Source organism: Clostridium sp. MCC344 (genome assembly GCF_018785365.1).
GTDB lineage: Bacteria > Bacillota > Clostridia > Lachnospirales > Lachnospiraceae > Pilosibacter.
Map to the genome: position 1 here is coordinate 74,493 of NZ_WQPQ01000078.1, position 25,982 is coordinate 100,474.

Annotated in this window: 21 protein-coding genes, 1 pseudogene and 1 other annotated feature; of the genes and pseudogenes, 9 read left to right on the top strand and 13 right to left on the bottom strand. The window is 48.7% G+C overall.

What is annotated here, in order from left to right:
- Positions 1–205: 205 nt before the first annotated feature.
- Complete coding sequence (locus tag GPK90_RS16330; protein WP_215703457.1) at positions 206–1,045, bottom strand: MBL fold metallo-hydrolase; 840 nt, start codon at positions 1,043–1,045, stop codon at positions 206–208.
- A 28-nt stretch (positions 1,046–1,073) separates the two neighbouring features.
- Entirely contained in the window at positions 1,074–2,378 is a 1,305-nt protein-coding gene (locus tag GPK90_RS16335; RefSeq protein ID WP_215703458.1) for an SLC13 family permease, read from the bottom strand.
- Between the two features lie 241 nt (positions 2,379–2,619).
- Here GPK90_RS16335 and GPK90_RS16340 point away from each other — a divergent pair, with 241 nt between their 5' ends.
- Positions 2,620–3,528: a LysR family transcriptional regulator gene (locus GPK90_RS16340; RefSeq protein WP_215703459.1), complete on the top strand. Its 909-nt coding sequence runs from the start codon at positions 2,620–2,622 to the stop codon at positions 3,526–3,528.
- A 97-nt stretch (positions 3,529–3,625) separates the two neighbouring features.
- Complete coding sequence (locus GPK90_RS16345) at positions 3,626–4,936, top strand: amidohydrolase (protein ID WP_021905182.1); 1,311 nt, start codon at positions 3,626–3,628, stop codon at positions 4,934–4,936.
- Between the two features lie 90 nt (positions 4,937–5,026).
- Here GPK90_RS16345 and fucO read toward each other — a convergent pair whose 3' ends face one another.
- The 3 genes from fucO to yfcC all read right to left on the bottom strand — a co-directional run bounded on the left by fucO (position 5,027) and on the right by yfcC (position 8,720).
- Positions 5,027–6,175 (bottom strand): lactaldehyde reductase, encoded by a 1,149-nt coding sequence (fucO, locus tag GPK90_RS16350; RefSeq protein WP_215703460.1) that lies wholly within the window; start codon positions 6,173–6,175, stop codon positions 5,027–5,029.
- A 177-nt stretch (positions 6,176–6,352) separates the two neighbouring features.
- Complete coding sequence (locus tag GPK90_RS16355; RefSeq protein ID WP_215703461.1) at positions 6,353–6,934, bottom strand: TetR/AcrR family transcriptional regulator; 582 nt, start codon at positions 6,932–6,934, stop codon at positions 6,353–6,355.
- Between the two features lie 274 nt (positions 6,935–7,208).
- Positions 7,209–8,720, bottom strand: a complete 1,512-nt coding sequence (yfcC, locus tag GPK90_RS16360; RefSeq protein ID WP_015553020.1) for a putative basic amino acid antiporter YfcC — start codon at positions 8,718–8,720, stop codon at positions 7,209–7,211.
- Positions 8,721–9,068: 348 nt separating this feature from the next.
- Here yfcC and GPK90_RS16365 point away from each other — a divergent pair, with 348 nt between their 5' ends.
- The 3 genes from GPK90_RS16365 (at position 9,069) to spoVG (ending at position 11,865) form a co-directional block, all read left to right on the top strand.
- Entirely contained in the window at positions 9,069–10,343 is a 1,275-nt protein-coding gene (locus tag GPK90_RS16365) for a glucose-1-phosphate adenylyltransferase (protein WP_021905186.1), read from the top strand.
- Positions 10,340–11,461: a glucose-1-phosphate adenylyltransferase subunit GlgD gene (gene glgD / locus GPK90_RS16370; RefSeq protein ID WP_215703462.1), complete on the top strand. Its 1,122-nt coding sequence runs from the start codon at positions 10,340–10,342 to the stop codon at positions 11,459–11,461. The genes GPK90_RS16365 and glgD overlap by 4 nt, the downstream gene beginning before the upstream one ends.
- Before the next feature lie 128 nt (positions 11,462–11,589).
- Positions 11,590–11,865 (top strand): septation regulator SpoVG, encoded by a 276-nt coding sequence (gene spoVG / locus GPK90_RS16375; protein WP_015553023.1) that lies wholly within the window; start codon positions 11,590–11,592, stop codon positions 11,863–11,865.
- Positions 11,866–12,016: 151 nt separating this feature from the next.
- On the opposite strand, the gene GPK90_RS16380 is transcribed toward spoVG, so the two are convergent.
- From GPK90_RS16380 to GPK90_RS16390, 3 genes are all read right to left on the bottom strand, one after another.
- Complete coding sequence (locus GPK90_RS16380) at positions 12,017–13,276, bottom strand: TRAP transporter large permease (RefSeq protein ID WP_118531140.1); 1,260 nt, start codon at positions 13,274–13,276, stop codon at positions 12,017–12,019.
- A gap of 1 nt (position 13,277) precedes the next feature.
- Positions 13,278–13,766 (bottom strand): TRAP transporter small permease, encoded by a 489-nt coding sequence (locus GPK90_RS16385; protein ID WP_118651365.1) that lies wholly within the window; start codon positions 13,764–13,766, stop codon positions 13,278–13,280.
- Between the two features lie 265 nt (positions 13,767–14,031).
- Positions 14,032–15,111, bottom strand: a complete 1,080-nt coding sequence (locus GPK90_RS16390) for a TRAP transporter substrate-binding protein (RefSeq protein ID WP_215703463.1) — start codon at positions 15,109–15,111, stop codon at positions 14,032–14,034.
- Between the two features lie 98 nt (positions 15,112–15,209).
- Positions 15,210–15,470 (bottom strand) — a binding site (T-box leader).
- A 163-nt stretch (positions 15,471–15,633) separates the two neighbouring features.
- Between GPK90_RS16390 and GPK90_RS16395 the strand changes: the two genes are divergently transcribed.
- Complete coding sequence (locus GPK90_RS16395; protein WP_015553026.1) at positions 15,634–16,959, top strand: glycosyltransferase; 1,326 nt, start codon at positions 15,634–15,636, stop codon at positions 16,957–16,959.
- A 94-nt stretch (positions 16,960–17,053) separates the two neighbouring features.
- Entirely contained in the window at positions 17,054–17,869 is an 816-nt protein-coding gene (locus GPK90_RS16400; RefSeq protein ID WP_215703464.1) for a Cof-type HAD-IIB family hydrolase, read from the top strand.
- Positions 17,870–18,148: 279 nt separating this feature from the next.
- Here GPK90_RS16400 and GPK90_RS16405 read toward each other — a convergent pair whose 3' ends face one another.
- The 5 genes from GPK90_RS16405 to GPK90_RS16425 all read right to left on the bottom strand — a co-directional run bounded on the left by GPK90_RS16405 (position 18,149) and on the right by GPK90_RS16425 (position 24,537).
- The gene (locus GPK90_RS16405) at positions 18,149–19,549 is read right to left on the bottom strand and encodes an ADP-ribosylglycohydrolase family protein (protein ID WP_215703465.1); all 1,401 of its coding nucleotides are present in this window, start codon (positions 19,547–19,549) and stop codon (positions 18,149–18,151) included.
- 61 nt (positions 19,550–19,610) lie between these two features.
- Positions 19,611–20,525, bottom strand: coding sequence for an ABC transporter permease (locus GPK90_RS16410; RefSeq protein ID WP_252197549.1), 915 nt, complete (start codon positions 20,523–20,525; stop codon positions 19,611–19,613).
- On the bottom strand, positions 20,522–21,610 hold the full coding sequence (locus GPK90_RS16415) for an ABC transporter permease (RefSeq protein ID WP_215703466.1): 1,089 nt from the start codon (positions 21,608–21,610) through the stop codon (positions 20,522–20,524). The genes GPK90_RS16410 and GPK90_RS16415 overlap by 4 nt, the downstream gene beginning before the upstream one ends.
- A complete protein-coding gene (locus tag GPK90_RS16420) occupies positions 21,607–23,142 on the bottom strand; it encodes an ABC transporter ATP-binding protein (protein WP_215703467.1) in 1,536 nt (511 codons plus the stop codon). The genes GPK90_RS16415 and GPK90_RS16420 overlap by 4 nt, the downstream gene beginning before the upstream one ends.
- A gap of 225 nt (positions 23,143–23,367) precedes the next feature.
- A complete protein-coding gene (locus GPK90_RS16425) occupies positions 23,368–24,537 on the bottom strand; it encodes a BMP family ABC transporter substrate-binding protein (RefSeq protein WP_178592376.1) in 1,170 nt (389 codons plus the stop codon).
- A gap of 248 nt (positions 24,538–24,785) precedes the next feature.
- On the opposite strand from GPK90_RS16425, the gene GPK90_RS16430 reads away from it, so the two are divergent.
- Complete coding sequence (locus GPK90_RS16430) at positions 24,786–25,394, top strand: sortase (protein ID WP_215703468.1); 609 nt, start codon at positions 24,786–24,788, stop codon at positions 25,392–25,394.
- Positions 25,395–25,497: 103 nt separating this feature from the next.
- A pseudogene (locus GPK90_RS16435) lies at positions 25,498–25,881 on the top strand (LysR family transcriptional regulator substrate-binding protein); the annotation flags it as partial.
- Positions 25,882–25,982: the final 101 nt, after the last annotated feature.

Below are 25,982 nucleotides of genomic sequence, written 5' to 3' on the forward strand. Positions count from 1 at the left end.
GGGCATAAGACGGTTTTTTATCGCTTTTATTGTCTGGTAGGGGAAGAATTTTGGAGTGGAAATTTGTGACAAGACATCATCAGAATGATGGGTACTGCTGGAATTGGATCAAATGAAACGAAAAGATACTGCATGACAGGAAAAACATGGTCATACAGTATCTTTGGCGTTCAATATGATATTTGTGTAAGGAAATCCGGATTATTTACGAGAATTGATCTGGAATTACACTTTTTGCTTTTTCCAACATTTCCTGCAACATCGTTTGCCATCCTGTTGGATCCAGATAAATGTCACCGCTACCGTCATCATTTTTATAGCGGGATAGCAGATCGTAATTATGGTTATGAGAAGGGATGACGATATCGACATGAAGCTTCATCATTTCACGAAGCTGATTTACATAATCAGCCTGGAGATGAGCAGGAAGCCGGTTTTCTTCCAATTCTTCATAAGTAAGGCCATTTAATCCGAGTCCTCCGTGCATTGCAGCGATCACTGGTTTTCCATGGTGGGAGGTATGGATCACAAAAGTCGTTGTTCCAGGGGTGTGTCCTGCACAAAGCTTAAACTCGATCTTTACATTTCCCATTTCAAATGGTTTGGAATAATCATAATATTCGCTGATCGTAAACGGCGGGATCTCTCCACAGATGAGGTCGGGACGTTCGGTAAAGAAGAATGCATCGTTTTCGCTGATCCACACCTTTGCTTTCGTGTATTCCTGAAGAAATCTGGTAGCAGCCACATGATCGAAATGGCCATGGGAAAGAAAAATATGTTTGATATCTTCCGGATGAAATCCCAGTTTTCGAATTCCGTCAAAAACAAGATAGACACTTTCTTTGAAGGCCGGATCGATCAGGATCAGACCATCGCCGGTGTCGATCAGATAGGTGGAGACATAGGTGTTTCCGACAAAATAAATATTGTCAGTAACCTGAAATGGCTCATGGTAGAGGATCCATGGATTGCTTGTAAAATAAGCAGCTTTTTCAGCGAGCGCCTTCATGCGAGCAGCGCGTTCAGCAGTAGATTCAATCATAATTTAAAGTCCTTTCAAGTAATTTTTTTTAGTAGATCATATTGAGAACAAATGGTGCCCATACGGCAAATGCAATTGTCATGATTACACAAGGAATCCAGCCAATCTTGATAAAATCTTTCATGTTAAAATCGCAGACACCGTATACATATCCCTCTGCAGTTCCAGCCATCGGTGTTCCAAAGCAGATAATGGAGCCACAGGCAACGCCGGCAACAAGGAGACGGGGATCAATCCCCAGATTGATCGCCATGGTTGCTGCGATCGGGGAGAAGATCGCGATAACAGCAGCATTGCTCATGAATTGTGTAATAAACATAGAAACAAAGCAGAAGATTGTCGCGAGGATGATCGGGTTTGTTAGGTTCGGGAATGCGTTGCTGAACAGATTGGAGATCCATTCACCGGTACCTGAAGCAGTGATTGCGTTGGAGAGCGGAAGTGTTCCGGCAACAAGAAAGATTACCCCCCAGCTTACAGAATTAAATGCGTCTTTCTGAGAAATTAATTTTAGGCCGACAGCCAGAGCTGCGAATGTTGTGGATACGAGATATACCGGAACGATCTTTGTTGCAGTGGCAATGACCATCAGGACAACGTTTGCAAGGAAAATGAATGTAGCCAGTTTTTCTTGAAGAGGGGTATATGGAGTTTTGGTCGAGTAATCAATTTCTTCTGTAAGCGCTTCCTGAGCACGAGCAGAGGCCTCTTTATCAACGACAAACTTCTTACAGATGACGATATAGTAAACAAGCAGGAAGAAGAACATTGGAAGCTTGATCCATGTAAAATCCATAAGACCGTACTGGACTTCAGAACCTGCGTCTGTAATGTACTGATTAAAAAGAAGCAGGTAGGTAATGGAACTTCCGATCGGAAAACATTGTACACAGACCCAGGTGCAGAGATCAGCAGCGGATTTGAATACACGTTTTTCGCTGAGTCCGGAATCTTTGCAGAGTTCCATGATGATCGGAGTTAATGCTGCAATCGTAGCAGTAGCGGTTGTTGCAAGTCCCATAACGGTGATTCCTGCAATGATCATAAGAAAGACCTTTAACGGACTTCCTTTTGTGTTTTTCTGAATAAATACGCGGATGCGGTAGGTGAAACTTGTTTTTGCAAAAACAGCGCCGATAATGAAAAGACCAATCCATGTGATAACTGTTGTGTTGGACATGCCGGACCATGCAGTCTTCGCGTCGAGGATGCCGGTTCCCTGAAGAAGAACAGGTACCATTAAAGCTGTGAAGCCAAGTGGCAGCAATTCAAAAAAGAATGAAATACTCATAAGGGCAATGATCCCCAATACAATAGCAATTTGCGTTGTCATACAATTCCCTCCTGTATGAAAAGTAGAAACATTTGTTTTTCGCCTTGATCCTGTCTGCAGCCAGAGATAAGGTCTTTGGTTCGTCATTGTGCACAGAATGATCATGGAAATATCGTAGCATCAAAACAAAATAAATAAAAGAATATATTTTCTTATACTATAAGAAAAAACTTATGATACAATAAAAAGAGAAACGCAAACTGAAAATTTGAAAACAAAAAATCAGGAGAGAATAAAAACAATGACGATGACACAACTTGTATATTTTGTTGCAGTTGCGGAAGAACTGAATATTACGAGAATCGCAGAGCAGTTTCATGTGTCCCAACCGGCAGTTTCATCGGCAATCCGGGATCTGGAAAAAGAATTCCGCGTTTCGCTCTTTGAAAGACATCACAATGATCTGTTCCTGACATCAACAGGAAATATTGCTTATCAACAGGCGAAACGTCTGGTGGAGCATTATGAAGAGTTTCGGACAAGTATTGAGAAGCTGCAGATGGACAAGGCTGTTTCCCTTGCAATCGCTCCGAATGTTGCAGCCATTCATTTGTCGAAATTGTTTCCCTATATGCAGGAGCAGCTTCCGGGTGTGACGATCAATATGCAGGAAAATTTTATCGTAAATATGACACAGCTTCTGAAAAATAATCTGTTGGATGCGGCCTGTTTTTCCTGCCGGGAGAAGATGAGGGATCCGGCTCTCACATATATCCCTGTTGGAAAACTTTCATTGGCGTTATGTGCATCATCGACATTTTTCAAACTGGATAGTCAAATTATATCACCGAAGAAACTGGAAGGGATTCCGATGGTCTTTCAATTTAAATCCTCTCAGCTGAATACTTTTATCCTGGAATACTTCGCTGGATATCATGTAATCCCAAATGTGATTTTTTATGCGAATCAGCTTACAACAATAACTTCTTTTGTGCGAGAGGGGCTTGCAGTCGGATTTTTGCCTCCGGAAATTATTGAGAAGGATCCAGACATTGTACAGTATCATCTTCCGGAAGCAGAAAATCTGGAGAATGTGGAAATAAATTTTGTTTACAAGAAAAAAACTCTGATGGTGGAAGAGCTTCTTCGCATCTTCCGCACATACTTTAATATGGTTCAAAAGAACAGAAAAATGGAGAAAGATAAATAAAAAGTACATCAATCGCCCATAAAATAAAATGTTTTTGTGGAATTTTGGCTGCGAGCCCATTATAATAGAGAAAAACATCACACGGGAGGGCAAATGAATGAATATTTACGATCGGATCAAGACCATGAGCGACGAGATGGCAGGTGACCTTACGGCGCAGAGACGTGACTTTCATAAGTACGCGGAGCCGGGCTGGTTTGAGATGAGGACATCGTCCATTATTGCACGGAAACTGACAGAGCTCGGATATGAAGTTCTTGTCGGAGATCAGGTCTGCAAAAAGGATTCCAGAATGGGCGTTCCGTCTGAGGAAAAGTTAGAGGAACAGTATGAGCGTGCCGTTGCCCAGGGAGCGGATCCGGAGTTTGTTAAGTACACAAAGGGAGGAATGACCGGTGTGATCGGAATCCTGCGCTGCGGCGAGGGCCCGACGGTTGCCATGCGGTTTGATATCGATGCCCTCGGCGTATTCGAGGAGCATGATCCGAGCCACAGACCGGCGAAAGAGGGATTTAACTCCGTAAATGAAGGCTTCATGCATGCCTGCGGACATGATGGACATGCCACCATCGGTCTTGGTGTGGCGAAAGTCCTGATGTCTATTAAGGATCAGCTCCATGGAACCGTGAAACTGATCTTCCAGCCGGCAGAAGAGGGTGTCCGCGGTGCGAAATCCATCGTTGATAACGGGCATCTTGACGGTGTGGATTACCTGATCGGCTCTCATGTGACAAATAAGAAAGAGGACGATCCGGCAGTGGTAATTCCGGGAAGCTATGGCTCTCTCGCAACGACAAAATATGATGTGATCTTCCACGGAAAATCTGCCCATGCGGGCGGATCACCGGAGGTTGGACGGAATGTCATGCTGGCAGTCGGAACGGCGATCTTAAACCTTTATGCGATCCCGCGTCACTCCGGCGGCGTGTCCAGAGTAAATGTGGGAACCGTTGTCGCCGGAAGCGGACGGAATGTTATCGCGGACGAGGCGAAGATGGAGATCGAGGTCCGCGGTGAGACCACCGAGATCAACGAGTACATGAAAAATTACGCAGTGAACATTATTGAGAGCGCGGCAAAAATGCACGGATGCACCTGCGAGATGAAGCTTATGGGCGCGGCAAACTCCCTGACGAGCAGTGAAGCGCTGATGGAGCGGGTGAAGAGAGTCTGCGAGGAAGATCTCCATCTGCCGGTTGCGAAGGAAATGAGCAGCAAAAATGGCGGCAGCGAGGATGTCTCCTACATGATGAACCGCGTCCAGGAACAGGGCGGACAGGCGACCTTCATGCGAGTCCTCACCCACGAAGCCGGTCCGGGTCACAGCCGTATCTTCGATATCGACGAGCAGGTTCTTCCGAATGCGGTGAAGATCTTCTGCGGTGTGGTTTATGACATTATGCACTAATGGGTGAGAAGTGCATGCGATAAAAAGCGACAGATAAAAAGAGCTCCGGCCAATTTGCCGGAGCTCTTTTCATAAATGAGAGAAGACGTTTTACGCCATGATCTTGCGGAACAGGTCTTTCAGGTCCTCTACGCTGGCATCCTTCGGGTTGCCCGGCGCGCAGGCATCTGCGTGAGCGGACTCTGCAAGGAACGGAAGGTCTTCCTCTTTGATCGCCTCAAGGGTAGACGGAATTCCGACATCCGCGGAAAGCTTCTTGACAGCGTCAACCGCAGCTTTCCGGTATTCGTCCTGAGACATGGAATCAACATTTGCAACGCCCATTGCACGTGCGATCTCACGGTATTTCTCGCCGGTACATTCCTGATTATATTCCATAACGATCGGAAGCATCATCGCGCAGGCAACACCGTGCGGGGTATCATAGACAGCACCGAGTGTGTGTGCCATGGAGTGGGCGATACCAAGACCAACGTTGGAGAAGCCCATACCGGCAATATACTGACCGAGAGCCATTCCCTCGCGGCCTTCCTTTGTGTTTGCTACAGCACCGCGCAGAGATTTTGAGATGATCTCGATGGCTTTCAGATGGAACATATCGGTCATTTCCCAGGCAGCTTTTGTTGTGTAGCCTTCGATGGCATGGGTCAGGGCATCCATACCTGTGGAAGCGGTAAGTCCCTTCGGCATGGAGGACATCATATCCGGGTCAACGATCGCAATGATCGGCATGTCGTGTGGGTCAACGCATACAAATTTACGTTTTCTTTCGATATCGGTGATAACATAGTTGATCGTAACCTCGGCAGCAGTACCGGCTGTTGTCGGAACGGCGATGATCGGAACACACGGTTTTTTCGTCGGTGCAACACCCTCAAGACTTCTTACATCCTCAAATTCCGGGTTTGCGATGATGACGCCGATCGCTTTGGAGGTATCCATGGAGGAGCCGCCGCCGATGGCGATCAGGTAGTCAGCGCCGGATGCCTTAAGGGCTTCAACACCGTGCTGGACATTCTGGATCGTCGGGTTTGCTTTAATATCGGAGTAGAGCTCGTAGTCAAGACCGTTTGCGGTCAGAATGTCGGTTACTTTGGCGGTAACCTTGAATTTTACGAGATCCGGGTCGGAACATACGAACGCCTTTTTAAAGCCGTGGGCTTTTGCCTCGTTCGCGATCTTCTGAATCGCGCCTGCTCCGTGATAAGATGTCTGATTTAACATAATACGATTTGCCATGATAAAAAACTCCTTCCATGAATACTTGCTCTCAAAAGCTTTCTGTGCCTTTGTTATTATATTAACAAATTTGAAGAGCAAAAAGAAAGTTACAGAAAAGGCAAAGTGTAACACTTTAAGGAAAATCGACATATTGCAAAAGAAAGACATAGAAAAATTGTGCAAAATAACAATAGATCAGGACAGCAGATGAAGCTCAAGAAACAGATCCCGCAATGCTGCCGGCATCGCGTGGACGAGAAGCCCGGCAAACTGGGACGGGGTCAGGTCCATGCCGCCGAGAACCCACTTTACGGTCATGGTGATCGAGCCCTGACAGTACATTTCCAGAAGAAAATGGATCTCAGGGCTGGCCGGTCTGCCGCTTTTTTCCCGGATCAGATTTTCATAAAAGGCGAGGATCAGCTTAAAATCATGCTCCCGCAGGGAATTCTGCCTGTCATAGCGGAAGGCGGCGGCAAAAAACGTCTTTTCCTCCTGAATATATGTAAATTTTTTCTCCAGACTGTCAAGGACCGTGGTCCCGCGCCCCATATGTTCAAAGGAGCGGGCGAGGAGCTTGTCGAAATACCAGTTGATCAGGTCAGATTTATCAAGAAAATTCCGGTAAAAGGTCTGGCGGGTGACGCCGCAGCGCTCTGTGATCTGGCGGACAGTGATCGCATCGACCGGAGTTGTCTTCATGCATTCCTTCATGGCTGCGGCGAGACGGTATTTTGTTTTTTCCCCCTTCATGGCAGGCGTACTGGATTCGATCATTAAAAGCTCCTTTCTCCGGTATCGCGGCCGGTTCTTATGTAACAGGAAATTCCCCGTTACATAAAAAGGCACATTCTTTTTTTATTCAGTAAATTTTATCATAATTTTTCCAATGAAGAAAGTCTTTTTGAGGCGGTTAGGTCCTTCATCTGATCTCATCGGGAAGCGTTCAAAAAAACTCCGTATTATCCGCGATCGAGTCACGCGGATGATACGGAGTTTGTGTTACGTCTGAATGAGCTTTAGATGGCTGATACCGAGGGCAGACCGGTTTTTATGAGAGACCGATCACAACGGCAAGGATCACAGCGATGGATCCGAATGCAAACAGGACAGCCTGGAATTTGATCTGGAATTTTGCCCATTTGCCCCAGTCGAGCTTTGCCGCAGCCAGCGCGCCTAAGAGGCAGCCGGAGGTCGGAACGATGAAGTTTGTGAAGGCATCACCAAGCTGGTACGCAACAACAGCAACCTGTCTCTCGACACCGACAAGATCGGCGAGAGGAGCCATGATCGGCATGGTAAGGGCAGCCTGTCCGGAACCGGATACAACGAAGAAGTTGAACACGGACTGGAAGATATACATAAACCATGCGGAGATTACCGGCGGGAAATTCTGCATTCCGTCACTGATGCTGTGAAGGATCGTATTTAAGACTGTACCATCGGTTGCGCTTGTGCCGCCAAGGATGATGATGATACCCTGTGCCATTCCGACACACATTGCAGCGCCTAAAAGATCGGCAGCACCGTGGTCGAAGGATTTTGCGATATCATTTACTTTCATGTCATTCAGCTTGAATACAACGCCGATGATACCGGAAACAAGACCCATCACGAAGAACTGGGAAGCGATCTCCGGGATATAGTAGCCCTCGCTTACAACGCCCCAGATCGTCCATACCATGCAGGCAGCGACCGTGAGGAGAACAAGCTTGTGGCCGAGAGTGAACGGCGGCATCTCTTTGCCGTTCTTTGCGAATTCTTTTCTGTATTCTTCGTCAGATTCATACGCAACGGAGAGCTGCGGATCTTTCTTGATCTTTACTGCGTAGCGCATTGTGAAGACGATCGTAAGTCCTGTGAAGAAGATCCATAATGGGATACGGAACCATGCACCGGACATGACCGGAATACCGGCAACACCCTGGGCAACAGCCAGTCCGAACGGATTTTGCCAGGAAGAACCGAAGCCGATCTGTGTAGATACGTAGGAGCACATAATTCCGACAACTGCGTCATATCCCATTGCGATAAACATCGGTACGAGGATCATAACGAACGGGATCGCCTCCTCACCCATACCGAAGACTGCGCCTCCGAGGGAGAACAGGACTACGAGGATCGGGATCAGAAGGATCTCTCGTCCGTTTGTCAAAGCGATGACCCGCATAATGCCGCTTTCTATCGCTCCTGTCCGGAGAACGATACCGAAGGCACCGCCTACGACCAGAATGAAGGCGATGATCCCGACAGCGGTACCATTCTTATCGCCGACGGTCATACCCTCGAATACATAGTTTAAAATTCCCTGACCGCCAAAGTCTTCGGTCCCGAAGATCGGAGCTGCTTTGGTCACCTTATTTCCGTTTTCATCCAGAATATACTGGAAGCTTTCTGGATCCAGAACGGTTCTTGTTTTTTCCACGCCGTTCTGCATATACGTGATTTCTTTTGTGTCGTATTTACCCAACGGAATAAATACGGTGAGCAGAGCCGCGAACAGAATGACACCAAAAATGATGATGTAAGTGTGCGGCATCTGGAAGCCCTTTTTTTTCTCCATGGCTTATTCCCCCATAATTATATTCTCTGCCTGTGAAATCCCCCGCACAGGTAGTGTATCTACTATATTAACATAGATTCTGTGATACGTCATTACTCTTTTCCTTTAATTCTGCATATTAATAGGTTTATACAATTTTGAATCAGCATTTTTGGTACTTATGTAACCAAGCAGAAACATAGGTATTGTATTGCTTATCGTACAAAAAGAAAAAAATGTCAGAATATACATAAAATTGGGATTGAAAGGATGAAAAGTTTGTTCACATCTTCTAAAAAGTATGTTATAATAGAGTCACCATCTAAGAAACTAGTGTATGGGACAAAAAGAGCAGCAAGAGGTGATATCATGGTAAAAAAAGAGATGATAGCGATGCTGTTGGCAGGAGGACAGGGAAGCCGTCTCGGTGTGTTAACACAGAAAGTGGCAAAACCGGCCGTCTCCTTCGGCGGAAAGTACAGAATTATTGATTTCCCGCTCAGCAACTGCATCAACTCTGGTGTTGATACTGTGGGAGTATTGACCCAGTACCAGCCCTTACGTTTAAACGCGCACATTGGAATTGGTATTCCGTGGGACTTAGACCGCAACGTCGGCGGCGTTACGGTTCTTCCGCCTTACGAGAGAAGCAAAGGCAGCGACTGGTATACTGGAACCGCAAATGCGATCTACCAGAATCTGGAGTACATGGAGTCCTACAATCCGGAATACGTTCTGATCCTTTCCGGTGACCACATCTACAAAATGGATTATGAGGTCATGCTGGAATATCACAAAGCGAATAATGCGGATGTCACGATTGCCGCTATGCCGGTACCGATCGAGGAAGCAAGCCGTTTCGGAATCCTGATCACGGATGACAACAACCGGATCACGGAATTTGAGGAAAAACCGAAGAATCCGAGAAGCAACCTCGCTTCCATGGGTATTTATATCTTCAGCTGGAAGGCATTAAAGGAAGCTCTTATCAAGCTTTCGGAAGAGCCGGGCTGTGACTTTGGAAAGCATGTGATCCCGTACTGCTTCGAGCAGGGCAAACGGATCTTTGCATATGAGTACAATGGCTACTGGAAAGATGTCGGAACCCTCGGTTCCTACTGGGAAGCAAATATGGAGCTCATCGATATTATTCCGGAGTTCAACCTGTATGAGGAATACTGGAAGATCTACACAAAGAGCGACCGTATCCCGCCGCAGTATATCTCTTCTGACGCAAAGATCACAAAATGTATCATCGGAGAGGGTTCTGAGATCTACGGTGAGGTGACGAATTCCGTTATCGGTTCCGGAGTTGTGATCGAGGAGGGTGCCGTGGTCAAGGATTCGATCATCATGCAGGACAGCGTGATCGGAAAAGGTGCTGTGGTCGAAAAGTCCATTATTGCCGAGGACGTAAAGGTCGGAGCTGGGGCACACCTTGGCGTCGGCGAATACGCACCGAGCAAATACGACCAGAAGGTTTACCAGTTTGATCTTGTTACGGTCGGCGAACATTCCGTAATTCCGGAAAACGTAAAGATCGGCAAGAATACAGCAATTTCAGGCGCGACGGCTGCGGAAGATTATCCGAACGGCGAGCTTGAGAGTGGCGGCTACATTATAAAGGCAGGTGGAATCGTATGAGAGCAATCGGTATTGTTTTAGCAGGCGGAAACAGCAAGCGGATGCGCGAACTTTCCAATAAGAGAGCGATCGCGGCGATGCCGATCGCGGGCAGTTTCCGAAGCGTGGATTTTGCGTTAAGCAATATGAGCAACTCTCATATCCAGAGCGTTGCCGTACTGACACAGTATAATTCCCGCTCCTTAAATGAACATTTAAGCTCTTCCAAATGGTGGGATTTCGGAAGAAAACAGGGCGGAATGTATGTATTCACTCCGACGATCACGGCGGAGCACAGCGACTGGTACCGCGGAACAGCAGACGCGCTCTACCAGAATCTGGACTTTTTAAAGAGAAGCCACGAACCATATGTAGTGATCGCTGCCGGAGACGGTATCTATAAGCTGGACTATAATAAGGTCCTGGAATATCATATCGAAAAGAAAGCCGATATCACGGTTGTCTGCAAGGACATGCCGGGCGATGTGGATGTGACCCGCTTCGGTATGGTGAAGACGAACGCGGACGGACGGATCGTTGAGTTTGAGGAGAAGCCGATGGTGGCTGATTCCCATACGATCTCCTGCGGTATCTATGTTGTCCGCCGCCGTCAGCTGATCGAGCTTATCGAGCGCTGCGCGAACGAGGACAGATATGACTTCGTACAGGACATTCTGGTACGCTACAAGGGCCTCAAGCGGATCTATGCGTACAAGCTGAATACATACTGGAACAACATCGCATCCGTCGATGCTTACTATCAGACCAATATGGACTTCTTAAAACCGGAAGTGCGCAGCTACTTCTTTAAGGAGTATCCGGATATCTATTCCAAGGTGGATGATCTTCCGCCGGCAAAATACAATCCGGGCGCGTCCGTGAAGAACAGCCTAGTATCCAGCGGCTGTATCTTAAACGGAACGGTAGAGAATTCAGTTCTGTTTAAGAAGGTCTATATCGGAAACAACTGTATCATCAAGAACTCGGTGATCTTAAATGACGTGTATATTGGGGATAATACCGTTATTGAGAACTGCATCGTTGAGAGCCGCGACACGATCCGTGCTAACACAACGTATATCGGCAAACCGGACGATGTGAAGATCGTCATCGAGAAGAACGAGAGATATACCCTGTAAAAAGGGTGCCGCAGTTCGGAGACGGGATATTCCGGACGGTGCGGCAAAGGCAGAAAGACAGGCATTCAAATATTGACTGGCCGGTGATTACATAAAATCTGCGGGGAGCGCAGATGGGGGAGGTTATTATGCAGGTAACAGATGTACGTGTGAGAAGAATTGAGAAAGAGGGAAAGATGAAGGCGATCGTGTCCATTACACTGGACAACGAGTTTGTGATCCACGATATTAAGGTCATTGAAGGGGAGAAAGGCCTGTTTATCGCGATGCCGAGCAGAAAAGCTGCTGACGGCGAATACCGCGATATCGCCCATCCGATCAATTCCGGAACACGGGACATGATCCAGAGAGTGATCCTCGACAAGTACGAGACAACCACACTGGAGGAAGCGCAGGCAGTTTAGTTTTCCGGGAAACTTGTCCGGAGTGACAGCCTGGCGCAGGTCCTGCAAAAAGATATAGCTGCAGAGAGCGGCTTGTGAATGGGGAAATAGAAAGTCCGCCAAATCGAAAGGTTTGGCGGACTTTTTTTGCGTATTATGATTTCTTATACGATTACATAAGTCCCGGGATCAGAAGCGGAACATATACGATCATGAAGAATACGATGATCAGTCCGATCAGGTACGGGATAACAGATTTGGAGATCCGTTCGATCGGAAGTCCCGTGATACCGGAAGCAACGAAGAGGTTGATGGCAACCGGCGGTGTGATCATACCGATGGCGATACCAACTACGAACAGGATTCCAAAATGTACGGTGCTGATTCCCATGGCCTTGACAAGCGGCAGGAACACCGGGGAAAGAATAATGATCGCGGAGGAGGTCTCCATGAAGACTCCGGCGAGCAGGATGATCAGGGAGATCAGGAACATGATCACATACTTGTTTGTGGAGATTCCCAATACTCCGCTTGCGATGGCTTCCGGGATCTTGTAGTTTGCGAGAACCCAGCCGAACGGACCGCTGCATGCGATGATGATCATGATAACGGCAGATGTCTTTGCACTTCCCTTCATGATCTCAACGAGACCCTTGAAATCAAGGTCGCGGTAGATAAAGAAGGAGACGAAGATCGCGTAGATAACCGCTACGGCAGCCGCCTCAGACGGTGTGAAGTAACCGGAGAAGATTCCGCCGAGAATGATGAGCGGCATTAAGATTCCCCAGATCGCTTCCTTGAAGGTGCGGAGCACATTTCCTACGGAGAAAGGCTTTCCCTTCGGGTAGTTAAACTTGCGTGCCTGGTAGAGGGAGATCGCAACGAGGATCACACCCATCAAAGCACCCGGGATGAAACCGTTGCGGAACAGGGTGTTGACACTGTCCTCAGAGATAACGGCGTAAAGGACCATCGGAACGGACGGCGGGATAACGACACCAATCGTTCCGGCAGCTGCGATCAGGGCAGCCGCGGAGTCTTCACGATAACCACGTTTCTTTAACTCCGGGATCAGAGTCGCGCCGACAGCTGCTGTTGTAGCGGCACCGGAACCGGAGATCGCTGCGAAGAACATACCTGCAAGGACGGATACGATGGAAAGACCGCCCTTTAACATACCGAGCAGAGACTCAGCAAACTCAACGAGCACCTTGGAAACCTTACCTTTTGCGAGAAGATCACCGGCAAAGATGAAGAACGGAACCGCGATCAGGGAGAAGGAATCGGTGCTGGCGAACATACGCTGCACGAGGATCAGGAGCTTTACATCGCCTTTTAAGAGAACGAGGAGAGCTGCGGCTGCGATCGCGAATGCGACCGGAACACCGATCAGGAGCAGAACGATAAAGGAAATAAATAATAATGCTGCCATTTTATGCCTCCTCCTTTCCGAATAAGAGTCCGAGAACTGCATCTACTGCATGGACGAACATGAGGCCGCATCCGACCGGGATGCAGAGGTAAATGTATTTCATGGGAAGACGCATCGCTGCGGACAGCTGATTTCCCTGTTTTCCGAAGTATTTCATTCCATAGATGATCACAACAACGAAGAGGATGCAGCAGATCACATGGACGAGAAGTTTTAAGATCTTACTGAATGCGGCCGGAACCATATCCTGGATGAAGGTGATGGAGATATGGCCGCTGTGTTTGTATACACAGCTTGCACCTAAGAATGAGGACCAGACTAAAAGATAACGGGTTGCTTCCTCACTCCAGGAGAGAGCGGTAAATGCCATACGGCAGACGATCTGGGCGCCGGTGATGATGACCATGGCGCCGAGCATGACAACGATGATGTAGGAACATAAGGTGTCCAGGACATCGCTGAGTTTATGAAAACCTTTAACGAAAGCCAATGGTGTTTCCTCCTTTTTAAATCCTGAGCGGTTACTGCTCACGACAGGCGTTTTCCGCAGCCATGCGTCTGTAAGGGGACGCCGGCGGCAGGTCCTGCAGGTGTGGAAAATGCTTATCGTGAACAGTAACCATGAAATGTGTTTAAGATGGGACCGGCTGCACAGGAGATCCTGGGCAGCCGGGTCAGATCACATGCTGAAATTCCGACTGCGAAAGCAGTGCCAGCGGATATCAGCACAAAAAGTTACGATCCAGAAACCGGGATTACTTTAAAGCATCCTGGATTCTTGTGATGTAGTCAGCGTAATCCGGATATGCATCGTATACGCTCTGAACAGCAGCACGGAAGCTGTCAACATCCGGGTTTTCTACGACTTCCATACCATGATCCTTGATCTCCTGGAGCTGGTCAGCTTCCTGATCAGCAACCCACTGACGTTCGTACTCAGCAGCTTCCTGAGCGGATTCCTCGAAGATCGTCTGAACATCTTCCGGTAAGGATTTGAAGAGGTCATTGCTCATTGTGATGATCGCTGTGGAGTAGGAATGACGGTCAAGTGTTACATATTTCTGGGACTCCCAGAGTTTGTAGGAGTAGATAACGTTGATCGGGTTCTCCTCGCCGTCGATGGTGCCCTGCTGAAGAGCTGTTAAAGCGTCGGACCATGCCATCGGAACTGCGTTTACACCAAGAGCTTTGAATGTTGCTGTGTAAACATCGTTCTCCATGACACGGAGCTTTAAGCCTGCAACGTCTGCTGCGTTTGTGATCGGTTTCTTGCTGTTTGTGATGTTACGGAAACCACGCTCTGCGTAAGCAAGTCCCTTTAAGTCAGCATCCTCAAGTGTTCCAAGGAGCTCTTTACCGATCTCACCGTCGAGGACTTTGTAAGCTTCCTCGTTGTTTGCAAACAGGAACGGCATATCGAGAACACCCATAGCGCTGGAGAAGTTTACGAACGGACCGCTTGTGATGATACCCATATCAAGAGTACCCATCTGCATGCTCTCAAGCATGGTACGCTCGTCGCCGAGAGCTCCGTTCGGATGGATCTCGATCTCGTAGGCGCCGTTTGTGCGCTCTTTTACGAGCTCAGCGAATTTCTCAGCACATACCTGGAAACTGTCCTGCTCGTTTACGGTCGTACCAAGCTTTATTACGGTTGCGTCTGTGTTTGAAGTCGCTTCCTTGCTTTCAGCAGCGGAAGAATCAGCAGCAGCGGCTGTTGTCTCAGCGGCAGCAGCAGTTGTCTCTGCAGAATTGCTGGAAGAACCGCATCCAGCCATGGAAAGTACCATAGCGCCTGCCATTACAGCAGATAATAATTTTGCACTTTTTTTCATAATGACCTCCTGAATCATTTAAAAATATGTTGTTTACAATATATCTTAACTGCCCCTCGCAGTAAGAATCTGAAGAATAAAAAAGCTCCTGTCTCTGTTAAAGAGACAGAAGCGAAACTTCTGCGGTACCACTCTTTTTGCTGTAAAAACAGCCTCTCGATCCCGTCGTTTTCCGGCTCATTTAGTGCGGAAAAGTAAACAGGCAACACGTTAACGGGTGTAAACCGAACCAGCCTACTTGGAACACTTTCAGTGGTTAGCTCCGGGAGGATTGTCTGTAACGCGGTGTCTGCAGCTTTTCACCAGCCAGCTGCTCTCTGAAAGGCCTTCGTTAAGAGCGTTCCCATCATCGCAGGAAATATTTGAAACTGACCTTTATTATAGTCACAGATTTTCAAAAGTCAAGAGAATTAAAAAAAATAAATCGCGTATTGTGAGAAAAATATGATATGATAGATCGTATAGTAAATTTATTTCATAGGAGATATTCCAACAGGTTATTATAGAGAATGGAGGAGGAGAATGAAACCGACCGTCAGTATAATTGTTCCTGTCTACAATGCGGAAAAATTCCTGAACCGCTGTGTGGACAGTATTCTCGGACAGGAATATAGAGATTTTGAACTGATTCTCGTAGATGATGGGAGCAGAGATATGTCAGGCTCGATCTGTGATGCGTATGCGAAGACGGATGAGCGTGTGGTGGTGATCCACAAAGAAAATTCCGGGGTTTCAGACACGAGAAATCAGGGAATTGAAAGGGCAAAGGGAACATATCTCCAGTTTGTGGACAGTGATGACTGGCTGACGCCGGATGCGACAAAGCTTATGGTCCGGGCGGCAGAGGAACATGGCTGTGATATGGTGATCTCCGATTTTTACCGTGTCGTTGGGGATATGGTATCCAGAAAAGGGGACATCGAGTCAGACTGCGTGATCGACCGGGAGGAATTCGCGTCGTTTATGATGGAGAATCCGGCGGATTATTACTATGGAGTGCTGTGGAATAAGCTGTACCGGCGCGATCTCGTAAACCGCTTCGGGATCCGGATGGATGCGGAGATCAGCTGGTGTGAGGATTTCATGTTCAATCTGGAATATGTCCGCTATGCAGAGACATTCTATGCGCTGAGGACACCGGTGTATTATTATGTAAAGACAAAAGGTTCGCTGGTGAACCAGAAGATCAGCATCACGAAGACTGTGAAGATGAAGCTTATGATGTTTGAGTACTACAACAACTTTTATAAGCATGTGCTGGACGAAGAGGATTATGAGAAAAACCGGCTTCAGGTGTACCATTTTCTGGTGGACGCAGCGAAGGACGGCTTTGTTTTTCCGGCATCGATCCCCGGAAACCGGAAGCTCGGAGAGGAGCGGAGCAGTGCGCTGCAGGAGGTGATCTCCGATGATGGGATCATTGTGGATAAATACCGGGACCGGAAACTTCTGGAGAGATATCTGGAGTCGGCGGCATTGAAGCATGATATGACAATGGAGGAACTTTCCCTGCTTTTATATCTGAAGGATGCAAGCCATGAACTGAGCAGAAAGAATCTTGCGGATCTTATGGATCTTAGCCGCGGAGACCTCGCGGTGGCGGTCCAGCGGTTGTCCGCGAAAAAGATGGTGGAGGTAACGGAGCTTCCGAGAAGGCGGGGAACAGAACGAAAGATCCGACTGGAACTTCTTCCGGCATCAGAAGTTGTGATCCCGGATCTTGAGGCGGCGGAGAACGATTACTATCAGGCGAAGTTTGGAAATTTTACAGAGGAAGAGATCAGACAGTATACGCTGCTGGCACGGAAAGTGCGGGAGAACGAGAGGAGTATTTTGCAGCGGGGATAGGAGAAGGCGCATTCGCGAGAAGCTGCGGACTGCGTCAGGCGGTCGTATTGGTGTGGAAATACAACGGATAAACATCAAAAATATGGAGATAAAGATGGAAAAAGAAAAAACTTGCAAAATCGTATTCAGTGACATCGACGGCACGCTGCTGACGTCGGACGGACAGATCACGGAGGGGACGAAGGAGATGATCCTGAATCTTGAGAAGAAGGGAATCCCGTTTATCCTGACTTCCGCGCGGTCACCGGAAGGCGTGCGGGTCATTAAGAGAATGCTGGGGAATCATGCACCGATCATTGCGTTCTGCGGCGGGCTGATCCTTGATGATGACGGAAATGAGATCTACAGTAAGATGATTCCGTTAAAACGGGCACTGGAACTGAAGGCGATGCTGGATAAGGATTTTCCGGCTGTTGCCTGCAATACTTTCGGCGGCGAGAAGTGGATCGTGGATGACCGGGACGATTGGAGAGAGCAGCGGGAAGAGAAAATCGTGGGATTTCCGGCTGAAATTGGATCTATTAAAGATACATTTGAAACAGAAGGCGGAATTCATAAATTTCTCCTCATGGGAGATCCGGACGTGATGACAAAGCTGGCGGCGGTTCTGGCAAGAGATTTCTCTGATCTTCAGTCCGCGGCATCCAACCCGGAATATCTGGAGATCACGGCAGCGGGCGTGGAAAAGTCGGAAGGTTTGAAGACGCTCTGTGGAAAACTCGGAATTTCCCCGGAAGAGGCAGCGGCCTTCGGTGACGGCGAGAGTGATCTTTCCATGATGCGTGCGGCAGGATTTGGCGCGGCGATGGGAAATGCGCCGGAGAATGTGCGGAGACGGGCACCGATGGTGATCGGGAAGAATGATGAGGAAGGGCTGCTGAAGAGGCTGAAGGAGATATTTAAGGACTGAGAAAAATTGAAGAAATAATTAAAAAAACAGACCCATTTGATATAAATCCAGAAATCAAATGAGCCTGTTTTTTAACCGAATCAAGTAAGTCCCCTGCTTCAATTGCGAAAAGCAATAAGCAGTGGGTGGGGACTTGCTTGTATCAGGAGGAGTGCAAGCTCCTTCTGATAAACTGCGGAGCAGTTATTCGGTTATGAGCAAGTAGCGAAGCGGATTGCGAATATCCGCTTGACTTACCAATATCCGAGCGACAGAAGATGTTTCAAAAACTCAACCGTATTACTTCTGTTTCTTCACCGCATTTCTCACCGCCTCCGTTGTCCACTGACAAAGCTCAGCGATCTTGAAATCCTGATACCGTCTCATAGTCGTGAGGATCCTGTCCCCGATGGGCTTGATATAGCTGTCATCGATGACCTCCAGACCGATCATGATCGCCAGTGCGTTCAGTACCGGGGCTGCAGTACAGTCCGCATCCTGACCTTCCATGGCGATGATGTGGCAGGTCTCCTTAAAGTCCATATTTCCGAACCAGAGGGCAATAACTTCGGCGGCTGCGTTCGGATAGGCGTGGATCCAGTTGTACTCTTTGTAGCGCTCCTCGCAGGCCGTCCATACCGGCTCCCAGGAAGAATTTTCCTTGCAGAGATCCAGCGCATGCTTTACGACTGCGTAGTATTCGCTCTTATGCGGGATCATGTCCACCGCTTTCTCAACAACGGTCCGGATATGGTCCTCCGTGAAAGCGAGGGAGGTGAGCAGGGCGTTGAAGATCCCGCCCAGCATGCCATTGTTGGAGTGGGAGACGATCGAATCGTCCGCGGCGAGTCTCGCTGCGAGTTTCGGGTTTCCGGGTGCTAACATTCCGTGAAGCGGGGTGCGCATCTGCGCTCCGATCCAGTCATAAAAGTAGTTGTTTGTTGTGCCGCTCTCCGGCGGAAGAAGCCCGCGGCGGAGATTTTCGATGGCCGTCTTCTCGGCGGAATATCCGTCGGAGATCAGCTCCAGCCATTTGTAGGCAACGTCGGCAGGCGTGATGTCATAGCCTTTTTCGATGAATCCGTCGAGATAGGCGATCTCGTAGGTGATATCATCATTGTATGTCTCCGGACGGCGGAGATATCCGTAGACCTCGCCGAAGCGTTTGCGGATCTGTTCCGTGGTATAACCTTCGATCTGGGTTCCAAGGCAGCCGCCGATGAGCTGTCCCATCCATCCTGCGGTGACTTTCTTTGCAAAGTCATCGGAAAAGACGTCATAGGGCGCTGCAGGGCCGAAATCAGCCTCTTTTTCTACATCCGCGAAGGTGCGGTAGGTGTTGTAGCTCCAGTAAGGGGAGGCGGGATCCTTCGGCGCTTCATTCAGTGCGTGGAAGATCTTCGCGGTAGCCACCTGAATCGCTGCTCCGTCCTTTTCCTCGGACGCCTTCAGGCCTTCCTCCATGAATTTCTCAGCTTCCGTCACATCATATCCACGGTTGTGCATGCTCTGCACCGCGGCGATCACCACGTCGCAGGGCGCTTTGGATCCCGGAACCTTATTGTCCCAGTCGTGGAAAAGCTGTTTGTCGGAGGCGCGGCCGGCTTCCGTGTAGGCCATCCAGTCCGCCTCATTGTCGTCGTGAAGCTCCGGCGGAACGGCGTCCGCCGTCAACTTATGTTCAAATTCCCATGCTTTCATAAAGAATCTCCTTCATTTCAACTGTAAATGTTCCTTCCCGGTTCTGTCGCAGATAAGACCATCAACTTTTCTTTTTCCTCGACATACTTCTCTTCGAATAAATTCCGATCGCGATCATCGTAACCACGTAAGGAATCGTCTGAATAAGCTGGGACGGCAGATTTAACATCTGAAGCCGTACGGCCAGTGAATCTGCCATACCGAAGATCAGTACCGAGCAGGCGATCTTCCATGGAATACCGAGACCCATGGATTCCGCCGCCATTCCGATCCATCCACGTCCGGCGATCATGTCTCTTGAGAAGAAGGAAACATAACCCATGGACATGTATGCTCCGCCGATCCCGGCGAGACAGCCGGCGATGAGAAGGGCGATGTACTTATATTTCATGACGTTTAAGCCTACGGATTTTGCGGCACTCTCATTCTCACCGACAGCGCGGATCCGCAGCCCGACGGTAGTCTTCCAGAAAAAGACTGTGAGGACGACCACGAGGATCAGCCCGAGATAAGTCAGGACATTATGTCCGGAGATAATGGCACCGAGAACCGGGATGTCTTTGATAAGCGGAATCTTGATCTCCGGCATCACCGGACTCTTTAAACTCTGGGTGGAACCTTTATTTCCGGTCAGATAATAGGTCGTAAAGACTGTGAGACCGCCGGACAAAGTATTTAACGCAATTCCGGCGAGCACCGGGTTTGTATTCAGGATCAGTGTAAAGTAACCAAACACGAAAGCCAGCACCACGCCGACTGCCATTGCGAATATCACGCCGCCCAGAGCGCTGTGGGTAAAGTAACCGCCGACAGGTCCAGCAAGGGCACAGCTTAACATGATTCCCTCAGTTCCGATGGGATCGATGCCGCCTTTCACGAAGACCATGCAGGCCATGGCCGCGAACAGGATCGGAGTCATCACACGGACCGAGGTAAAGAGGAAGTCAGGGGAAAGAATCACACTCCAGATATTCATGCCTGTACCTCCTTTTTCGCTGCAGCTTCGAATTCTTTTGTCTCTTTGATGATGAGTTTCTTCTTATATCCGCTGAGGATCGCGGTGGCGGAGATCAGAAGGACCATGACTGCCTGAATGATGTTTACGATCTCAAACGGGATATCGGAATTTCTGGACATGATATCCGCGCCGATCCGCAGGTAAGATAAAAACAGTGCTGCGAACGGGACATACTGTACCTTCCGTCTGGCGACGATGGCGATCAGAACACCGTCCCAGCCATAGCCCGGGAGTGCGGAATACTGGAAGCGCTGGTACATGCCGAAAAGCTCCGCAGCGCCGCCGAGTCCCGCCAGCATACCACCCAGAATCTGGGTCAGGATGATTATGAGGCCGGAGTTGATGCCCGCGTAGTTTGCCATATTGAAGTTTTCGCCCACAAGGTTTGCCTTAAAGCCGAAGGGTGTCCGGTTTACGATGACCCAGATCACAAGGACAGTCACAAGGGCGATGATCGTACCGGAGTTGATACGCGTGCCGGTGATGATCTTGCTTAAAGCGCATCCTTCCGGAAATTTGTAGGAATAGTTGGAGTTCTGGGTCGGATCATAGAAGAAGGTGGTGATGATCCAGAGCCCGACGTACAGGCAGGTGTAATTGAGCATCAGGGAAGTTACAAGCTCATTGGAGCCGGTCTTTACTTTCATGATGCCCGGGATAAAGCAGATAAATCCGCCTGCGACCGCCGCAGCCGCCATGGCTACGATCAGTGCCGTTTTTCCGGAAAGTCCGAGTCCCAGGGAAGCCGCACAGGCAGCAACGGCGCCGATAAAGAACGCGCCTTCCATGGACAGATTGAAAAGCCCCGGTTTGAAGAGGATGATGACCGCAAGTCCTGTAAACATTAACGGTGTCATACCTTCGATGACGTTTCCGAAACGGCGGACGGAGGTCAGCGGTCCGAAAATAAAGTCTCCGAGAGCGGAGAGGGGCTGGCTGCTGATCAGGAGAATGATCGCGAAGACGATGATCAGGGAGATCAGGATGGCAATCATGGTCCGCAGCATTTCTACATAAGATGATAGAGGTTTTTTCTGTTTCATGATTCCGATACCTCCTGATGTTTCAGCCCGAGCATGTAGTTTCCGAGCTCGAACTCATCTACTTTTTTCGCGTCCTCGAAGTAGGCGGCAGCCTGTCCGCCGCACATGACGAGAATGCTGTCGGAGAGCTCCATGATCTCGTTTAAGTCCGCGGAGATCAGGATAACGCCCTTTCCGGCATCGCGCTGTTCAATGATCTTTTTCCAGATAAACTCGTTGGCACCCACATCGATGCCCCGGGTCGGCTGGTTGGCGATCAGAAGCTTCGGGTCAGAGGAAAATTCCCTTGCGACTACGACCTTCTGCATATTTCCGCCGGACAGCATACCGATCGGCTGATCGTCATTCTGGCAGAGGACGCCGAAGTCGCTGATAAGTTTATCTGCCCGTTCATGGATATTTTTATAATTGAGAAGTCCATGTTTTTTTAACAGCGGGCTGTCGATGATGTCTGCGATCATGTTGCCCCAGAGGCTGATGTTCCCGGCCGCTCCGGTTTTGATACGGTCCTCGGGGATATAGGAAATTCCGTCATCGCGGATCGCGCGGATGGATTTTCCAAGGATTTCTTTCCCGTCAAAGAGGATACTGCCTTTGACACCGGAGTAGAAACCGAAGATCGCCTCGGCGAGTTCATTCTGTCCGTTTCCCTCAACTCCCGCGATACCTAAGATTTGGCCCTTTTTCAGTGAAAAAGAGACATGGTCCAGGAGCTTTCGTCCTTCTTTATTTTCATAGGTCAGATCAGTGACTTTTAAGAGCGTGTCACCGAATTCTGCCTGCTTTTTATTCATTTTCAGGATGACATCGCGGCCCACCATGAAGCGGGAGATGTCTTCTTCTGTCGCGTTGGCGACCGGGATCGATCCCACTGTCCGTCCGGCACGGAGGACTGTGATATTGTCGCAGATCTGCATGACTTCGCGGATCTTGTGGGAGATGAAGATGATCGTGTGATCATTTTTCTTTAGTAAAAGAAGCTGTTCAAAGAGTTCGTCTGTTTCCTGTGGCGTCAAAACTGCGGTCGGCTCATCTAAGATCAGGAGCTTCGCCCCGCGGAGCAGGACTTTTAAGATCTCGACCTTCTGTTTCTGGCTGACGGAGAGTTCTCCGACGACAGCCATCGGATCGATCTTTAAGTTGTACTTTTTGGCGGTTTCCTCCACCGCCCGGATCGCTTTTTCCTTGTCGATCATGATCCCGTTTTTCGGTTCCATGCCGAGGATCACGTTCTCATATACCCGCAGAGAATCCACGAGCATGAAGTGCTGATGCACCATTCCGATTCCGAGACGGATCGTGTCAGCGGCACTTTTTGGCTGGATCTTGTTTCCCTCGAAGATGATATCGCCCTCAGTGGCGTCCTCGTCGCCGAACAGGATCTTCATCAGGGTACTTTTTCCGGCACCGTTCTCACCCATCAGGGCATGGATCTCACCTTCCCGGACAGAAAAGCTGACATTCCTGTTGGCCATGACACCGTTGGGGTAGATCTTTGTGATATGTTCCATTTTCAGGATCTCTTTGCCCATACGGATCCTCCTTTCTTATAAAAGCCAAGGGGACTTGTTGACAAGTCCCCTGATGTACTCGATATTCTGGGAAGATCAATGGCCTTGGAAAGATTCCCCAGATGGTTTACATAAAATATCACAGCAGGTTTTGAGTGGATCTGCCGGATATGGTTGAACATTCGGCATTTTCCGGCAGTGAGCAAAACTTTATCTGTCGTGGCTGAATAATAGGTACTGGTGAAGTTACGGAGCTACAGAATCAATAAGAGCCTGAACTTCGTTCTGGTCAGCATCGCCGAGCGCTGTCGGGATCTCGATCTTTCCGTCGAGAACTTCCTGTTTCTTCTCCTCGATCGTCTTTTTGATCTCGTCCGGAACGTTCTTCTGGAAGTACTCGTTGTCAGCAAGACCTGCACCGTTTTCCTTTAAACCAAGGAATTCACATTTGCCGTAAGGAACCGTTCCCTCTTCTTCCATTTCAGCCATTCTCACGAGGGAATCGCCGACATTCTTTAATACAGAAGAAAGGATCACGTTTGCCTTTGCCTCATCGGAACCGGAGAACAGCATTGCCTGATCAGAGTCAACGCCGATGATGTATTTGCCCATCTCAGCAGCAGCCTCTACGCAGCCAAGTCCGGCCTGCTCAGCAGCCGGGAAGATAATATCAACGCCCTGATTGTACTGGGCGATAGCTGTCTCTTTACCCTTTGCGGTATCATCCCAGGAACCGATGTAGGAAACGTATACCTTGATATCCGGGTCAACAGATTTTGCGCCTGCGATGTATCCAACAAGGAAGTCAGTGATGATCGGGTGCTCGGAACCGCCGACGAAACCGATCTTCTTGTCTTCATTTGCGTTTGGCATGTCTTTGGATTCTGTTACAAGTGCTGCGAGAACGCCGGCAAGGTAGCTGCCCTCGTTCTGTTTGTAGCTGATCGCGTAAAGGTTCGGCCACTTGCCCTCTTCCATATCAGAGTCGAACATAACGAATTTCTGATCCGGGAATTCTTCCGCAACCTGCTCGATGACCTCAGCGGAGGAAGATCCGTTGGAAATGATAACATCGTATTTTCCTTCCTCAGCGAGATCCTGGAATGTCGGCTCCCACTTTGTCTGGTCACGGCCGATCTCGATAACCTTTATCTCGCAGCCAAGATCGGAAGCAATCTTTTCCATACCTGCGTTTGCAGAATCGTTGAAGGATTTATCACCTAACTGTCCTGTACATACGAATACAAAGGACGGCTTCTTTGCGTCTGTCTCAGCAGCGGCAGCAGTTGTCTCGGCATCAGCTTTTGCGCTTTCAGCGGCAGCAGTTGTAGCTGCAGTATCAGTTTTTCCTCCGCACGCGGTGAGCAGCAGTCCAGCTGCTAAGAATAATGCGGTAGCTTTCATGGTCTTTTTCATGTTTTCCTCCTGTTTTTCGGCTTGTTCTCCGGGGAATATGATCACCGGAGAACAGATTTGATTTTTTTCATGGGTATACTATACCAAATTTGTGCAAATTAGACAATGAATATAGTAAAAAAAGCGAAAGATCGTTAAGAAAATAACAATGACGACAGTTGTGCCTCACAATGGCCGATGATATAATGAAAATGTGTGAAAAGGAACACAGACAGCATATGCAATATGGAAGACAGGATGGTAAGGCTATGAAAGGGAAGATTTTAACAGGCGCGGGGCTGCTGCTGATCGCGGCGGCTCTTCTTCTTACTGTTTATAATATAAGAGAATCAGACCGGGCCGGAGCAGAGTCAGAGGAGATGGTGGTCCGGCTGGAGTCACTGACAGCAGATCTGCCGGAGCGGCTGGAGACGGAGAAAAAGGAACTTGTGCCGGAATATAAGAAGAATCCGGAGATGGAAATGCCGACTGTGGAGGTAAACGGACAGGAATGTGTGGGGATGATCGAGATTCCGGCGCTGGGGCTCAAGCTTCCGGTCATCAGCGAGTGGAGCGACGCGAAGCTCAAGAAAGCCCCCTGCCGGTACAGTGGCTCCGCGTATTTAAAGAACATGATCATTGCCGGACATAATTACCGCACTCACTTTTCCGGCATCAAACGCCTGAATCCAGGCGATTCCGTAGTATTCACAGATGCGGACGGAAATGTATTTTCCTATGAAGTGGCGGAGATCGAGACGGTTGGCGGCTATGACATCGAAAAGATGGAAGCCGGGGACTGGGATCTGACACTGTTTACCTGCACGAATAAGGGGAAGGCGCGGGCTGCGGTGAGATGCAGGGAGATTGAGGAATAGAACATGTAGACCGATGGGAATCCGAATAGTGCAGAAAGTATGGATTTTCAGTGAGATTGTATCAAGAAAATAGAGTATACGGGTATAAAGGGGCTGTGAGACGAGAACTCTGGCCGAGGAACGCCTTCTCGCCATGGCAGTTCCGGAGTTCCCTCTTTTAAAAGGACGCACATCGCTGCATCTGCAGGAGCTCTCGGAACAGCCCCTGATCCTGTCCCACCGGTTTCAGAAATATATCGCCTCGAAGTTTGAGGAGGCGGGACTTGTCTGCGATATCTACCTTGCCTGTGAAGATGCAAGGACCGCGATCACGATGGCGGAACGGGGAATGGGGATCGCGATCCTGCCGCCTTCGATGCTGGAACTTTCTGATAAGCTGAAAGCATGTGAGGTCTGTGATGCCGATTTTACAACAGAGGTCCTTCTTGCCTGGAGAAAAAGTCGAATTTCGTCGGAAATACAGGAATTTCTGGAATTTTGGAATTAAGAAATGTATTCGTGGAATGCATGAATCTTGAAAAATAATCTTGCAATCAGCTTTTGCAGGCAGATTATACGAGTAATTTTCTGAAAAGTATGCCATAATGA